This window comes from Cytobacillus gottheilii (assembly GCF_900166665.1).
Taxonomy (GTDB): domain Bacteria; phylum Bacillota; class Bacilli; order Bacillales; family Cytobacillaceae; genus Cytobacillus; species Cytobacillus gottheilii_A.
The window spans coordinates 86459-102583 of record NZ_LT800494.1 but is presented as its reverse complement, the minus strand read 5'-3'; the positions used below and the strand labels follow the sequence as shown (position 1 = coordinate 102583).

The 16125-nt window shown below is 39.6% G+C and carries 12 protein-coding genes, 1 tRNA gene and 1 rRNA gene (1 of these 14 running past the window's edge); 10 read left to right on the top strand and 4 right to left on the bottom strand.

Features of this window, described 5'->3' with window-relative positions; translation table 11 throughout:
- Window positions 1–188: 188 nt before the first annotated feature.
- From jag to rpmH, 4 genes are all read right to left on the bottom strand, one after another.
- The gene (gene jag / locus B7E07_RS00830) at window positions 189–818 is read right to left on the bottom strand and encodes an RNA-binding cell elongation regulator Jag/EloR (protein WP_080843615.1); all 630 of its coding nucleotides are present in this window, start codon (window positions 816–818) and stop codon (window positions 189–191) included.
- Window positions 815–1603, bottom strand: a complete 789-nt coding sequence (spoIIIJ, locus tag B7E07_RS00825; RefSeq protein WP_080843614.1) for a YidC family membrane integrase SpoIIIJ — start codon at window positions 1601–1603, stop codon at window positions 815–817. Before spoIIIJ ends, jag begins: the two co-directional genes overlap by 4 nt.
- A gap of 237 nt (window positions 1604–1840) precedes the next feature.
- On the bottom strand, window positions 1841–2212 hold the full coding sequence (gene rnpA / locus B7E07_RS00820; RefSeq protein WP_080843613.1) for a ribonuclease P protein component: 372 nt from the start codon (window positions 2210–2212) through the stop codon (window positions 1841–1843).
- Between the two features lie 228 nt (window positions 2213–2440).
- Window positions 2441–2575, bottom strand: coding sequence for a 50S ribosomal protein L34 (rpmH, locus tag B7E07_RS00815; protein WP_066441866.1), 135 nt, complete (start codon window positions 2573–2575; stop codon window positions 2441–2443).
- A gap of 865 nt (window positions 2576–3440) precedes the next feature.
- Between rpmH and dnaA the strand changes: the two genes are divergently transcribed.
- The 10 genes from dnaA to B7E07_RS00765 all read left to right on the top strand — a co-directional run.
- Window positions 3441–4787 (top strand): chromosomal replication initiator protein DnaA, encoded by a 1347-nt coding sequence (gene dnaA / locus B7E07_RS00810; protein ID WP_080843612.1) that lies wholly within the window; start codon window positions 3441–3443, stop codon window positions 4785–4787.
- A 299-nt stretch (window positions 4788–5086) separates the two neighbouring features.
- On the top strand, window positions 5087–6223 hold the full coding sequence (gene dnaN, locus B7E07_RS00805) for a DNA polymerase III subunit beta (protein ID WP_080843611.1): 1137 nt from the start codon (window positions 5087–5089) through the stop codon (window positions 6221–6223).
- A 272-nt stretch (window positions 6224–6495) separates the two neighbouring features.
- A complete protein-coding gene (gene yaaA, locus B7E07_RS00800) occupies window positions 6496–6708 on the top strand; it encodes a S4 domain-containing protein YaaA (RefSeq protein WP_080843610.1) in 213 nt (70 codons plus the stop codon).
- A 15-nt stretch (window positions 6709–6723) separates the two neighbouring features.
- Window positions 6724–7842: a DNA replication/repair protein RecF gene (recF, locus tag B7E07_RS00795; protein ID WP_080843609.1), complete on the top strand. Its 1119-nt coding sequence runs from the start codon at window positions 6724–6726 to the stop codon at window positions 7840–7842.
- Between the two features lie 9 nt (window positions 7843–7851).
- Entirely contained in the window at window positions 7852–8100 is a 249-nt protein-coding gene (gene remB / locus B7E07_RS00790; RefSeq protein WP_080843608.1) for an extracellular matrix regulator RemB, read from the top strand.
- An 81-nt stretch (window positions 8101–8181) separates the two neighbouring features.
- The gene (gene gyrB / locus B7E07_RS00785; RefSeq protein WP_080843607.1) at window positions 8182–10104 is read left to right on the top strand and encodes a DNA topoisomerase (ATP-hydrolyzing) subunit B; all 1923 of its coding nucleotides are present in this window, start codon (window positions 8182–8184) and stop codon (window positions 10102–10104) included.
- A 92-nt stretch (window positions 10105–10196) separates the two neighbouring features.
- Window positions 10197–12716 (top strand): DNA gyrase subunit A, encoded by a 2520-nt coding sequence (gene gyrA, locus B7E07_RS00780; RefSeq protein ID WP_080843606.1) that lies wholly within the window; start codon window positions 10197–10199, stop codon window positions 12714–12716.
- 95 nt (window positions 12717–12811) lie between these two features.
- Window positions 12812–13900, top strand: coding sequence for an HD-GYP domain-containing protein (locus tag B7E07_RS00775; protein WP_080843605.1), 1089 nt, complete (start codon window positions 12812–12814; stop codon window positions 13898–13900).
- A 521-nt stretch (window positions 13901–14421) separates the two neighbouring features.
- Window positions 14422–15971 (top strand): 16S ribosomal RNA (locus B7E07_RS00770).
- 106 nt (window positions 15972–16077) lie between these two features.
- Window positions 16078–16125, top strand: a tRNA-Ile gene (locus B7E07_RS00765) (it continues 29 nt past the right edge of the window).

The following is a 16125-nucleotide window of genomic DNA, read 5'->3' as shown; positions in this document are numbered from 1 at the left end:
ATCATCATTTTATCCACAATTCGTCCATTTGATATGCTCTATTTTAACTTATCCACATGTGAATAACAATAAAACGAAAGCAGAATTCATTAATCCAGCAATATTCACGGACTATTTTTAATAGGAATGACTCAACATTTTTTGCAAAGAAAAAAACCCCAATCACAATGGATTGGGGTTTTTTCTATCTATGATCGACTTTTTGATGGTTCAATAACAATATGACGATGTGGATCGCTGCCAGCTGAGTATGTTTTAATCTTTTTATTGGCAACCAATGCTGTATGAATAACCTTTCTTTCATAAGATGGCATCGGTTCAAGTGCGATTTTCTGACCTGTATGAACTGCTTTAGAAGCAAGCCTTTCCGCCAGCTGGATTAACGTGTCATTTCGTCGCTTGCGATAATCTTCCGCATCCAGCAGCACATTGAAATACTGATTAGAATATCGATTTATCACTAACTGTGTTAAATATTGCAGTGAATTAATCGTTTGTCCTCTTTTACCGATCAAGATGGCAATTTTATCTCCGGATAATATAAATTGAACATTTTTTCCGTCTTGTTTCACTTCAACATCGATCAGCGCGCCCATTTTTTCACCAACATCCAATAAAAACTTTTTTGCCTCTTCTATTGGATCTAGCTTCATAACAGCTTTCACAACTGCTGGCCGGGAACCAAAAATGCCAAATATCCCCTTTTTGCCTTCATCAATGATCGTAATATCTATGCGGTCTTTCGTTGTGTTTAGTTGAGCTAGTGCTGAGTTTACTGCTTCCGTGACGGTTTGTCCTGTAGCAGTTATTTCGTTCACTTTTTCGCTCCTCCTGCATTTCCGGATACAGCCGCTTTTTTCAGGTCCGGACCTTTAATAAAGTATGTTTGGATAATCATAAAGATATTTCCGACTACCCAGTATAAAGAAAGTGCAGCTGGGAAGTTAATCGCAAAAATGACGATCATAATCGGCATTAACCAAAGCATCATGTTCATTTGAACAGCCATTTGCGGAGTATGCTGTGTGCCTGCCATCATCATCTTTTGCTGAATGAATGTTGTACAGCCAGCAATTAACGGCAGAAGATAAATAGGATCTGGTGCACCAAGGTCAAACCATAAGAAATTATGGTTTGCAATTTCTCTAGTTCGGGAAATTGCATGGTAGAAGCCTATTAAGATCGGCATCTGAATAAAGAGCGGCATACATCCAGCTAATGGATTTACACCATGAGTCTGGAATAAAGCCATTGTTTCCTGCTGAAGCTTTTGCTGTGTTTTTTGATCTTTTGAGCTATATTTTTCACGCAGCTTCTGCATTTCTGGCTGTAGAGCCTGCATTGCCTTTGAGCTTCTTGTTTGCTTAATCATTAATGGCAATATTAATAATCGGATCAGGATTGTAACAATAATAATGGATAACCCATAGCTTCCTCCAGCGAATTCAGCAACTTTTACGATAAATAGAGACAGCGGGTATACAATGTATTCATTCCAGAATCCTTCACTTTCAGATGTAATCGGCTCATTAAATTCAGTACAGCCTGATAATAGGACTGTTACAAGAATTAAACCAATTATTAACGGTATTCTTTTCTTCAAGCGTTTTTTCCTCCTTAATGCCAAATACATAGTTATTTTTTTCTATTTCAAGCCTGTCCATCCAGGGCAAAAAATGTGCCTTCCCAAGAAAATGCGTAAACTCTGACCCCGATTCTATCTTAGATAAAATCCAATTTCCTCAATTACACATTCTTCTCTTTGAACAACTGGCCATATGTATTGTATTTTAACATCTTTTACAATAGAAGTCTTACTATATTAAAAGAGAATCCATAACTATATGTTTTTTGCATTATTTCCATTAAAGCTTCGATCCAATACCTTCGAGAGCTTTAAAACATGAATCAAACTTTTTTTTACTTCATGGTAATCCATTTCAGCAACTGGTTTTCTGGCAATAATAATATAATCAAACTCATTTTTCAGTTCCCCGTCCAATTCATGAAAAACTTGACGTATATAGCGTTTAATTTGGTTGCGCTTTACAGCATTGCCGAGCTTTTTGCTGACTGACAAACCAATTCGGAAATGCTCCTGGCTGCTTTTCGTTAGGGAATAAACGACAAATTGCCGATTTGCAAATGACTTGCCTTTTTTAAAGGCATCTTGAAATTCTTTATTTTTCTTTACCCTAAACTCTTTTTTCATCGTCATTTACACCTTCTTCATGCAAAGCTCCGCTATCTCTCGTCTGCTCATCGTAATGAACAGAGAACAATAACGAAGCAAATTAATCCATATTTCGTGATAATTATATGGACGTTAGCTTTTATTATAGCCATTCCTTTAGATATATATATTTTGCAATTTATTTATATTTACATTTGAATTCATACTACAAGATAGTAGAAAAAAGACCACTGACGTTTCAGTGGCCTAAGCAGATAATACTTTTCTTCCTTTACGGCGGCGACGAGCTAAGACATTACGTCCGTTCGAGCTGCTCATGCGGCTGCGGAATCCGTGAACTTTACTTCTTTTACGTTTATTTGGTTGAAAAGTTCTTTTCATTATATGACACCTCCCTGAGGAATAGCTGTTTAAGACAGTCTTTCTAATTATATAGATGACACCCCTAGAATGTCAACTCCACCTTCAGCCTGTAAAATGCATACCTTAGAATTTTAACCTTTTTTTCCCGAATTGTCATCTGCAAATTTTTTCTTTTTTTCGTCTGAGATCTTCCGATTCGAAAACTGTCCTTCTTTATTTGAATAAATTTTTGAAGTTAAGACATCCTCTTACTAGATACTTTTGTTGTTATTATCTCATAGCAAATCCGGTAATTTCTCTTATGGAACAAATATCTGCTTAAAATGGGCCAATTTAAGTCGCCTTCTTATAGATAGCTAATTTTAAATTCAGCTTTCAAGGATTTTTCACCAGCTGGCCAACTTTTTTTTCAATACCTTCTCTAGATGAATTTTTAGAATTGAAAATGATGAAAACTCACCCATTTTTGTTTGTGGATGAGTTTTCGACAAATTTTATGTTATCCACACCACATATAGACAGGTTTTTCACAGAACCACTACCTGTGGACAATGTTTGTGCACAAGGACTGAACCTTGTGGATAACGTTTGAAAAAACATTGCAACGTCTATTATTATCTGTTATCATATTTGTGTTTTCACACTTAATAACACACTGTGAATATCTTCTTTATCCACAGATTGTGGATAACATGTGGACAGGTTATCCAAGCCCTTTGTAAAACTTTGTCCACAGACAGTGGATACTGTCGAAATTCCACTTTACTTCCTTATTATATATTTTTCCACATACACAGTTTCGTATATTTATAAATTTATAGGTTAGCTGCATTTATAGCCTGCCCATTTTGTGCACGAAACGAACCGCAAAGGAGGGAAAACATTGGAGAATATTGAGGACCTTTGGAACCAAGCGCTGTCTAATATTGAAAAGAAAATAAGCAAACCCAGCTATGACACATGGCTAAAATCAACGAAAGCACATTCTCTTCAAGGAGACACGCTCGTTATAAAAGCTCCTAATGAGTTTGCCCGTGATTGGCTGGAAGAGCGCTATTCCCAATTAATATCCGGCATTTTATATGATTTAACTGGTGAGGAACTGGGGGTTAAGTTCATTATTCCTCAAAACCAGAATGAAGAAGAGGATGATCTTCCACTACCAGTCAAAAGAAGAAACACAGAAGAAGAACAGCCCGAACCGCATTTTAATATGCTTAATACTAAAAATACATTCGATACATTTGTTATTGGGTCCGGTAACCGCTTTGCACATGCAGCATCGCTCGCTGTTGCCGAAGCTCCTGCAAAAGCATACAACCCTCTTTTTATATATGGAGGTGTTGGGTTAGGTAAAACGCACTTAATGCATGCCATTGGCCATTATGTTCTCGACCATAACCCAAAGGCAAAAGTGGTTTATTTGTCTTCTGAAAAGTTTACAAATGAATTCATTAACTCAATCCGTGATAATAAAGCCATTGATTTCCGCAATAAATATCGAAAAGTAGATGTTTTACTTATAGATGATATTCAATTTCTTGCTGGAAAAGAATCAACTCAAGAGGAATTTTTCCATACTTTTAATACCTTGCATGAAGAAAGCAAGCAAATTGTCATCTCGAGTGACCGTCCACCTAAGGAAATTCCAACACTAGAGGACAGGCTGCGATCAAGATTCGAATGGGGTTTAATCACAGATATTACACCACCTGATCTTGAAACCAGGATTGCTATTTTGCGTAAAAAGGCAAAAGCAGAAGGGCTCGATATTCCAAACGAAGTCATGCTTTATATTGCTAACCAAATTGACTCCAATATCCGTGAGCTTGAAGGTGCACTTATACGTGTAGTTGCTTATTCATCGCTTATTAATAAAGACATTAACGCAGACTTAGCTGCTGAAGCATTAAAGGATATTATTCCAAGCTCGAAGCCAAAAGTCATTACTATACATGAAATCCAGCGTATTGTTGGAGAATATTTCAATGTAAAACTAGAAGACTTTGCTGCCAAAAAACGAACCAAGTCAGTGGCATTTCCGCGTCAAATTGCCATGTATCTCTCAAGAGAACTAACTGACTTCTCACTGCCTAAAATAGGAGAAGAATTTGGCGGCCGTGATCACACGACAGTCATTCATGCTCATGAAAAAATTTCTAAAATGCTGCAAACAGATGCTCAATTCCAGAAACAGCTTAAAGAAATCAACGAATTGCTAAAAGTATAAAGTGAAGGATCATTAGGCAATTGGATTTTTTAAATCCTCTCTGATTGTTCACTGTACAACCCTTCTTAGCTGCCAAATATCATTTGGGCATCTTTTTTTAGCCAAGAAGAGTCAATAAAATGTGTATAACTCTGCTTTTATTACTCACAGTCTGTCCACATGTGGATAGGCTGTGTTTCCATTCAAAAATGCAGTTATCCACATACTAACAAGCCCTACTAGTACTTCTATAAAATCTTTTAAATAAAATATATATTCAATAGCTTTTAAAATATGCTTAAAAACGGAGGGAATCTCAAATGAAATTTATCATCCAGCGTGACCGTCTTGTTCAAAGTGTTCAAGATGTAATGAAAGCCGTCCCGAGCAGAACAACGATTCCGATTCTGACGGGGATTAAAATTGTTGCAAATGAAGAAGGAGTTGCTTTAACAGGCAGTGATTCAGATATTTCAATTGAATCATTTATACCAGCTCAACAAGATGATACAGAGATTGTTGAGATTATTCAGCCTGGTGCCATTGTTCTGCAGGCAAAGTTTTTCAGCGAAATTGTTAAAAAATTGCCGACAGATTTAGTTGAAATTCGTGTAGAAAACCATTTGCAGACGGTAATTCGCTCTGGAAATTCTGAATTTAATTTAAATGGGCTAGATGCAGAAGAATATCCTCATCTTCCGCAAATTGAAGAAAATAATATTTTTAAAATCCCAACCGATCTTCTAAAAGCAATGGTCAGACAAACAGTCTTTGCAGTGTCCACCTCAGAAACACGCCCTATCTTGACAGGTGTAAACTGGAAGGTCGAAGATGGCGAGTTAATCTGTATTGCAACAGATAGTCATAGACTCGCTTTAAGAAAAGCGCGGATTGAGACAATAGCAGAGGATTCATACAATGTGGTTATTCCAGGTAAAAGCTTAAATGAACTAAGTAAGATCCTGGATGATCAAAATGAACCAGTTGAAATTGTTATTACAGAGAATCAAGTGTTGTTTAAAGCTGAAAACTTACTGTTTTTCTCAAGATTACTTGAAGGAAATTACCCTGATACTTCAAGGTTAATTCCAACTGACAGCAAAACTGAAGTAGTCGTTCAAACAAAAGAATTTTTACAGGCTATTGATCGTGCTTCTCTTCTGGCAAGAGAGGGAAGAAATAATGTCGTTAAATTTTCAATAATTGAAAATAACGTGGTTGAGATTTCCTCCAATACACCTGAAATTGGAAAGGTTGTTGAAGAGGTGCAGAGTTCCTCTATTGAAGGAGAGGATCTAAAAATATCTTTTAGTGCAAAATTTATGATGGATGCCTTAAAAACGTTAGAAGGTACCGATATCAATATCAGCTTCACTGGTGCAATGAGACCATTTATTATTAAACCGCTAAATGATGATTCCATTTTGCAGCTGATCCTTCCTGTAAGAACATACTAAAAGTACACCAATCAACAAAACTGCCGGCAGTCATTCCGGCAGTTTTAATTTTCAGCTAAAGAATAGGATATTTGTGTGTTTTGAATCTGCTTTTTAAAGAAAGAAGGAAGTGAGCTTCTTTACTAACTATGAAGATTGGATTATTTGTTTAACTTTTTTTGTGTATCTTGCAATTATTTAGTACAATAAAATATTAGATGCAGAATATGATCCTTGTTTAATATATTGTGCAGATGTTCCATTCAAGTCAGTTCATAAGAAAGAGTGAAAGTATGACGGAAATAAAAATTGAAACAGAGTTTATTACGCTTGGCCAGTTTTTAAAGGTTGCGGACGTCATTCAAACAGGCGGGATGGCTAAATGGTTTCTAAGTGAATACGAAGTTTATATAAACGGTGAACAGGATCAGCGCCGCGGCAGAAAGCTTAGAGCCGGTGATACAATCGAGATACCTGATCATGGTTCGTTTGTTGTAACGGATTAAATAAGGATGTAGCCTATGTATATAGAGCAGCTGCAATTAAAAAATTACCGAAATTACGAACAATTAGAATTGAATTTTGAAAATAAAGTAAATGTCATTCTAGGGGAAAATGCACAGGGGAAAACAAATGTGATGGAGTCGATTTATGTTCTCGCCATGGCAAAATCACACCGGACCTCAAATGACAAAGATCTTATTCGCTGGGATCAAGAATATGCTAAAATAGAAGGCAGGATCCAGAAAAGCAGCGGTCCGCTTCCCATGCAGCTGGTGATTTCCAAAAAAGGTAAAAAAGCTAAATGCAACCATTTGGAACAGCAAAAATTGAGCCAATATGTCGGAAATATGAATGTTGTTATGTTTGCGCCAGAAGATCTCCATTTAGTAAAAGGGAGTCCTCAAGTAAGGCGTCGTTTTATTGACATGGAAATTGGACAAGTATCACCAGTCTATTTGCATGCAGTAAGCCAATATCAAAAGGTGCTGCAGCAGCGGAATCATTATTTAAAATTATTGCAGACTCGGAAGCAGACAGATGAAACAATGCTAGATATTTTAACAGAGCAGTTCATTTCTGCAGCCGCAAAGATCATTAAAAAACGCTATGAATTCCTCCATCTCCTTGAAAAATGGGCCATACCTATTCATGAAGGCATTTCAAGAGGGCTTGAAACGCTGCAAATTAAGTACAAACCGTCGGCAGATGTATCAGAAGACCAAGACTTGTCGAAGATGATAGAAGTATATGAAGAGAAATTTTTCCAGGTGAAAAAGCGAGAAATAGACCGGGGAATGACCTTGTTTGGTCCTCACCGTGATGACCTGCTTTTTTATGTAAATGACCGAGATGTTCAAACATTTGGGTCACAGGGACAGCAGCGGACAACAGCATTGTCTGTCAAGCTTGCTGAAATTGAACTTATTCATGCTGAAATAGGGGAATATCCGATCCTGCTGCTTGATGATGTACTATCAGAGCTGGATGACTATCGGCAATCACATTTATTAAACACCATACAGGGGAAGGTACAGACCTTCGTCACTACAACAAGTGTAGATGGGATTGATCATCAGACATTGAAGGAAGCTGCAGCTTTTAATGTGGAAGCAGGGACGATAAAAATCATTCAATGAGGTGATAATTTGTACATTCATGTAGGTGAAGATGTGTTAGTTCGTGCAAAGGATATTGTAGCCATTATTGATAAAGAAAGCTCGAGCTCTTCTCCGTACGCAGAAGAGTTTTTGCGCCGTTATGAGAAAGAAGCAGTAAATCTTTCGAAAAGCGGATTCAAATCGGTTGTAATTACAACTGAAAAAGTTTATTTTTCCCCACTGTCCTCCAATACTTTAAAAAGACGTTCAGGAAAAATGACTGTCCCAGAATTTTAATTCGATTGGCATATGTCATTCTTTATATAGATTTTAAAAATGAAGTTATGTGAATGGAAAGTGTAGGTGATCGATGTGTCAATGGAGCAAGAAGCCATGCAACAGCAATCATATGATGAGAATCAGATACAAGTTCTAGAAGGTTTAGAGGCTGTTAGAAAAAGACCAGGGATGTATATCGGCTCGACCAGTGCGAAAGGACTTCATCATTTAGTCTGGGAAATAGTTGATAACAGTATTGACGAAGCATTAGCCGGCTTTTGTTCAGAGATAAACGTAATCATCGAGAGTGATAATAGTATTACTGTTATTGACAATGGACGGGGTATCCCTGTTGGTATACATGAAAAAATGGGGCGTCCGGCTGTGGAGGTTATTCTAACCGTTCTTCACGCTGGGGGTAAATTTGGCGGCGGAGGATATAAAGTATCAGGCGGATTGCATGGTGTAGGTGCCTCTGTAGTAAATGCCTTATCAACGATGCTTGAAGTACATGTTCACCGTGACGGCAAAATCCACTACCAAAAATTCCACCGCGGTGTTCCTGCTGAAGATTTAAAGATCATCGGTGAAACAGACCATACTGGTACTGTTATTCATTTTCAGCCTGATAGCGAGATCTTCCAGGAAACATTAGAGTATGATTATGAGACACTTGCAAACAGAATTCGAGAACTTGCTTTCTTGAATAGAGGATTAAAAATCACGATTGAAGATAAGCGTGTTGAAAATAAAAAGAGTGAATACCTTTATGAGGGCGGAATTAAATCATATGTTGAGCATTTAAACCGCTCAAAAGAGGTATTGCATGAAGAACCAATTTATATTGAAGGTGAACGTGAAGGCATTGCTGTTGAAGTTTCCATGCAATATAACGATAGCTATACAAGCAATATTTATTCGTTTGCCAACAATATTCACACATATGAGGGCGGAACACACGAATCTGGCTTTAAAACAGCGCTGACTAGGGTCATTAATGACTATGCGCGTAAAAATGGTGTGTTTAAAGATAATGATGCCAATCTGTCTGGTGAGGATGTCCGCGAAGGACTTACAGCGATTGTATCCATTAAACATCCAGATCCGCAATTTGAAGGACAAACAAAAACGAAATTAGGAAATTCAGAAGCTCGTGCTGCAACTGATACCATTTTCTCTGAGACATTGGAGAAGTTTCTAATGGAAAATCCATCAGTGGCCCGTAAGATTGTGGAAAAAGGATTAATGGCTGCACGTGCCCGTTTAGCCGCTAAAAAGGCGAGAGAGCTTACAAGAAGAAAAAGTGCTCTTGAAGTGTCTAGTCTGCCGGGGAAATTAGCGGATTGCTCTTCTAAGGATGCCGCTATTTCAGAATTGTATATCGTTGAGGGTGACTCTGCTGGCGGTTCAGCAAAGCAAGGCCGTGACCGTCACTTCCAGGCGATCCTTCCGCTGCGCGGAAAGATTTTAAATGTTGAAAAGGCAAGATTAGACCGGATTTTATCTAACAATGAGGTTCGTGCTATGATCACTGCTGCCGGAACAGGCATTGGCGAAGACTTTGATATTGCCAAGGCTAGATATCATAAGATCGTTATTATGACAGATGCTGACGTGGATGGAGCTCATATCCGCACACTGCTGTTAACATTCTTTTACCGCTATATGAGACAAATTCTTGAAGCTGGCTATATTTATATTGCACAGCCACCGCTTTATAAAATACAGCAAGGCAAGAAAATTGAATATGCCTACAATGATGCCCAACTTGATACGGTCATGAGCAGTTTGCCAAGCGCACCAAAACCAAATGTACAGCGTTATAAAGGTCTTGGAGAGATGAATCCTGATCAGTTATGGGAAACAACGATGAATCCTGAGACACGTACATTGCTTCAAGTTAGTCTTGAGGATGCTATTGAGGCGGACGAAACGTTTGAAATTCTAATGGGTGATAAAGTAGAACCGCGCCGTAACTTCATTGAAGAAAACGCGCAATACGTTAAAAACTTAGATATATAAGAACGGGATAGAGAAATTCTATCCTGCTTTTACATAGCTGGCATATAAAACAATTAAGGGTCATAGGCCCTTAGTAAAGGGAGGTTCTTTAAATGGCTGAAACGCCAAGGTCCCAAATTAAAGAAAGAAATATTAGCGAGGAAATGCGCGAATCATTCCTTGGTTACGCGATGAGTGTTATTGTTTCGCGTGCATTGCCAGATGTCCGAGACGGGCTTAAACCTGTTCATCGAAGAATATTATATGCTATGCATGACCTCGGAATGCATTCGGACAAGCCTTATAAAAAATCCGCCCGTATTGTCGGGGATGTAATCGGTAAATATCACCCGCATGGTGACTCAGCTGTTTATGAGACAATGGTGCGGATGGCGCAGGACTTTAACTACCGCTACATGCTTGTTGATGGACATGGCAACTTTGGATCAGTAGATGGAGACTCCGCTGCAGCAATGCGTTATACAGAGGCTCGCATGTCTAAGATCTCAATGGAGCTATTACGCGATATCAATAAAGATACGATTGATTATCAGGATAACTATGATGGTGAAGAAAAAGAACCGGTTGTGCTTCCTGCCCGTTTTCCTAATCTATTAGTAAATGGTACATCAGGAATTGCCGTTGGGATGGCAACAAATATTCCGCCTCATCAGCTTGGAGAAGTTATTGATGGTGTTTTAGCGATCAGTAAAGATCCTGAGATTTCATTGCCAGAGTTAATGGAAATTATCCCTGGTCCGGATTTTCCAACGGCCGGTCTTATTTTAGGAAGAAGCGGAATCCGTAAAGCATATGAAACTGGCCGCGGATCCATCACTCTTCGTGCAAAGGTAGAAATTGAGGAAAAATCAAACGGCAAAGAAGTAATAATCGTTAATGAGATTCCTTACCAAGTGAATAAAGCAAAACTCATTGAGAAAATTGCTGAGCTTGTACGAGATAAAAAGATTGATGGAATTACCGATTTGCGAGATGAATCTGACCGTAACGGTATGCGAATTGTAATTGAAGTCAGAAGAGATGCAAATGCAAACGTTCTGCTAAACAATTTGTACAAGCAAACGGCTCTGCAGACAAGCTTTGGAATCAATTTACTGGCACTTGTTGATGGCCAGCCGAAGGTGCTGAACCTTAAGCAATGTCTTCAGTATTATTTGGATCATCAGCAAGTCGTCATTCGCCGAAGAACAGAATTTGAATTGCGAAAAGCAGAGGCACGAGCTCATATTTTAGAAGGTTTAAGAATTGCTCTTGATAATCTGGATGCAGTTATTAGTTTAATTCGCAGCTCGCAAACGACAGATATTGCCCGAGAAGGCTTAATGAGAGAATTCAGCCTTTCAGAAAAGCAAGCTCAAGCTATCTTAGATATGCGACTGCAGCGTTTAACAGGTTTAGAGCGTGAGAAAATCGAAGAAGAATACGCTAATCTGCTTGCTTTGATCGCTGAATTAAAAGCAATATTGGCTGATGAAGAAAAGGTTCTTGAAATCATCCGCGAAGAATTGCTTGAGATTAAAGATCGCTTTAATGATACACGACGTACTGAGATTGTATCAGGCGGACTTGAAATGATTGAGGATGAAGACTTAATCCCTCGGGAAAATATTGTCTTAACGTTAACACATAAAGGCTATATTAAACGTCTTCCTGTTTCTACTTATCGCGCACAGAAACGGGGAGGCAGAGGAATTCAGGGAATGGGCACAAATGAAGATGACTTTGTTGAACATCTCATTACAACTTCGACACATGATACGATTCTATTTTTCACAAACAAAGGAAAAGTATATCGTTCAAAAGGATATGAGATTCCAGAATATAACCGTACAGCTAAAGGGATTCCGATTATCAATCTCCTAGGCATTGAAAAAGATGAATGGATTAATGCCATCATTCCAGTGGAGGATTTTGTAGACGATTGGTTCTTGTTCTTTACGACTAAACAAGGAATTTCAAAAAGATCACCGTTGTCTTCATTTGCTCATATCCGAAATAATGGGTTAATTGCATTGAATTTGCGTGAAGATGATGAGCTTATTTCTGTTAAACTTACGGATGGCACAAAAGAAATCATCATTGGTACAAGCAATGGAATGCTGATTCGATTCCCAGAAGAGGATGTCCGCTCAATGGGCAGAACTGCGACGGGTGTAAAAGGAATTACACTTGGCAAAGATGACGCCGTTGTTGGAATGGAAGTCCTGGAAGAAGATACAGAAATTCTAATTGTTACGAAAAAGGGTTACGGAAAACGCACACCGGCCGAGGATTACCGTGTTCAGGGCCGTGGCGGAAAAGGGATCAAAACATGTAATGTTACAGATAAGAACGGAAGTCTAGTTTCTATGAAGGCAGTCACTGGCGAAGAGGATCTTATGTTGATTACAACCGGCGGGGTTCTCATCCGGATGGCCGTAAGTGATATTTCGACAATGGGACGTAACACACAAGGTGTGAGACTTATTCGTCTGGATGAAAATGTGGATGAGTCCGTATCGACAGTAGCTAAAGTTGAAAAAGATGAAGAGAAGTCAGAAGATGAACTTACAAAGCCATTAGAAAACAGTAATGATTACACTGAAGAAGTTAATGATGATGGTGAAGAGTAAATTTTATTTAAATGGGAGGAACACAAAAATGTGTTCCTCTTTTTTAGTGAAATAAAGTAAACTATTGTTATAACTAATTACTGAGGTGTATTGTAGTGCAAATAAAGATTGAAGATCTTCAAGAAGGCTGTATTTTAACAGAAGATGTTTTTAGTCTCTCTAATCGGCCGATCATAAGTAAAAATTCAGTCGTAACAAGAGAAATTATGGATGTGTTAAAGGCTTTCCTTGTTAAAGAGGTAGATGTGGCTAACACCCTCGTTACTGGACTTCCATTTGCTCCCTCATTAAATATAAAAGATGAGCTTGCTGCATTGGAAGTTACTGATGATAATAAGACCTTATTTGCTGTTTTCCTTCACGCAGCTCAGCAATATGAGAAGGAATTTAAGGGATGGCAATCTGGAATGCCAGTAGAAATTCAAACAATCCGTAATTTTATGCTGCCTCTTATCGAAAAAATGGAGGAAGCAACATCAGCAGATATTTTTTCTCTGTACCATTTGTCTACTGAAGAACAATATATCTATCAGCATGCAGTCGCTGTTGGAACTATCAGCGCATATATAGGCAAAAAGTTAAATATGGAAAAGGGGAAAATCATTCAGCTTGCTTTGGGCGGTTGCTTATCCGACTGTGGCATGGCAAAGATTAAACCTTCCATTTTAAATAAAAAAGGATCCCTTACAGCTGAGGAATTTGATGAGATTAAAAGGCATTCAATTTATAGCTACAAAATGTTACAAAATATTTCTTCTTTAAGTGATTTGACTAAAGCTGGGATCATTCAGCATCATGAACGTCTTGATGGCAGCGGCTATCCACTAGGGGACCGTGATCAGAAAGTAAATGAAGTTGCTAGAATTATTGCTGTTGCTGATGTATTTCATGCTATGACATCTCAAAGGCAATATAGAAGAAAGCAGTCCCCATTTAAAGTGTTAGAATTACTGCTGGAAGATAGTTTTGGAAAATATGATATTACGGCTATTCAAGCAGTTGCTTCAGGTATGATGAATTTTTCTGTGGGCAGTAAGGTTAAGCTTTCAGATGGACAGGTAGCTCATGTGCTGTTTAATGAGGAAAAGTCTCCCACAAGACCACTTGTTAAGTTAGATGAATCAGGAGAAATCATTCACTTAGAGCGTCATCGCCAGATATATATTGAAGAAGTTTTATCGTAAACCGCCATTGGCGGTTTTTTTTTGATATACCACCAGTAGGGATTAGGGTTTATAGTTAACCAATAAAATCATTCCATTAACTATCTATTAACTTCTCGTAAGCTGCCGTTCTTATACTACCCCTCTAGGTTCTTTCCCATATCTTTCGCTGCAGATATGGAACAGTCTTAAAAAGATTAAATAAAATAGAGGGTATTAGGCGTAAAAAAGCTTAACTTAAAGGTTTTGCTGGTTAGAGTAATCACAACAATTATTTTATAAAAAATATAAAAACCCCCTTGCTATATAGGTTTTATGCTGATATAATAATTCAAGTCAGCAAGAAAGACATATTAAAAAAACGAATTAAAAAAACTTGTTGACATTGAAATGCACACATGATATATTAATAAAGTCGCTTCTGAGCGGCGGAGTTAATGAAATTGCTCTTTGAAAACTGAACGAACAATAAAACGTCAACGTTTAAAAAAGATTCTTCGGAATCAAAATGTACATTATGTACACAAGAGCTAATCAACTCTTTCTTGGAGAGTTTGATCCTGGCTCAGGACGAACGCTGGCGGCGTGCCTAATACATGCAAGTCGAGCGGACTTCTGGGAGCTTGCTCCCTGAAGTCAGCGGCGGACGGGTGAGTAACACGTGGGCAACCTGCCTGTAAGACTGGGATAACTTCGGGAAACCGGAGCTAATACCGGATAATGCTTTTGGACTCATGTCCTTAAGCTGAAAGATGGTTTCGGCTATCACTTACAGATGGGCCCGCGGCGCATTAGCTAGTTGGTGAGGTAACGGCTCACCAAGGCAACGATGCGTAGCCGACCTGAGAGGGTGATCGGCCACACTGGGACTGAGACACGGCCCAGACTCCTACGGGAGGCAGCAGTAGGGAATCTTCCGCAATGGACGAAAGTCTGACGGAGCAACGCCGCGTGAGTGATGAAGGTTTTCGGATCGTAAAACTCTGTTGTTAGGGAAGAACAAGTACCGGAGTAACTGCCGGTACCTTGACGGTACCTAACCAGAAAGCCACGGCTAACTACGTGCCAGCAGCCGCGGTAATACGTAGGTGGCAAGCGTTGTCCGGAATTATTGGGCGTAAAGCGCGCGCAGGCGGTCCTTTAAGTCTGATGTGAAAGCCCACGGCTCAACCGTGGAGGGTCATTGGAAACTGGGGGACTTGAGTGCAGAAGAGGAGAGTGGAATTCCACGTGTAGCGGTGAAATGCGTAGAGATGTGGAGGAACACCAGTGGCGAAGGCGACTCTCTGGTCTGTAACTGACGCTGAGGCGCGAAAGCGTGGGGAGCGAACAGGATTAGATACCCTGGTAGTCCACGCCGTAAACGATGAGTGCTAAGTGTTAGAGGGTTTCCGCCCTTTAGTGCTGCAGCAAACGCATTAAGCACTCCGCCTGGGGAGTACGGCCGCAAGGCTGAAACTCAAAGGAATTGACGGGGGCCCGCACAAGCGGTGGAGCATGTGGTTTAATTCGAAGCAACGCGAAGAACCTTACCAGGTCTTGACATCCTCTGACACTCCTAGAGATAGGACGTTCCCCTTCGGGGGACAGAGTGACAGGTGGTGCATGGTTGTCGTCAGCTCGTGTCGTGAGATGTTGGGTTAAGTCCCGCAACGAGCGCAACCCTTGATCTTAGTTGCCAGCATTCAGTTGGGCACTCTAAGGTGACTGCCGGTGACAAACCGGAGGAAGGTGGGGATGACGTCAAATCATCATGCCCCTTATGACCTGGGCTACACACGTGCTACAATGGATGGTACAAAGGGCTGCAAGACCGCGAGGTTTAGCCAATCCCATAAAACCATTCTCAGTTCGGATTGCAGGCTGCAACTCGCCTGCATGAAGCCGGAATCGCTAGTAATCGCGGATCAGCATGCCGCGGTGAATACGTTCCCGGGCCTTGTACACACCGCCCGTCACACCACGAGAGTTTGTAACACCCGAAGTCGGTGGGGTAACCTTTTGGAGCCAGCCGCCTAAGGTGGGACAGATGATTGGGGTGAAGTCGTAACAAGGTAGCCGTATCGGAAGGTGCGGCTGGATCACCTCCTTTCTAAGGATGAAATGAAGTTTATCTTCATTAAAAGACGTCTTTATTTGTTCGTTCAGTTTTGAGAGAGTAATCTCTTATTGAAAAGCATATAACTTTACCGTTATGTGGGCCTATAGCTCAGCTGGTTAGAGCGCACGCCTGATAAGCGTGAGGT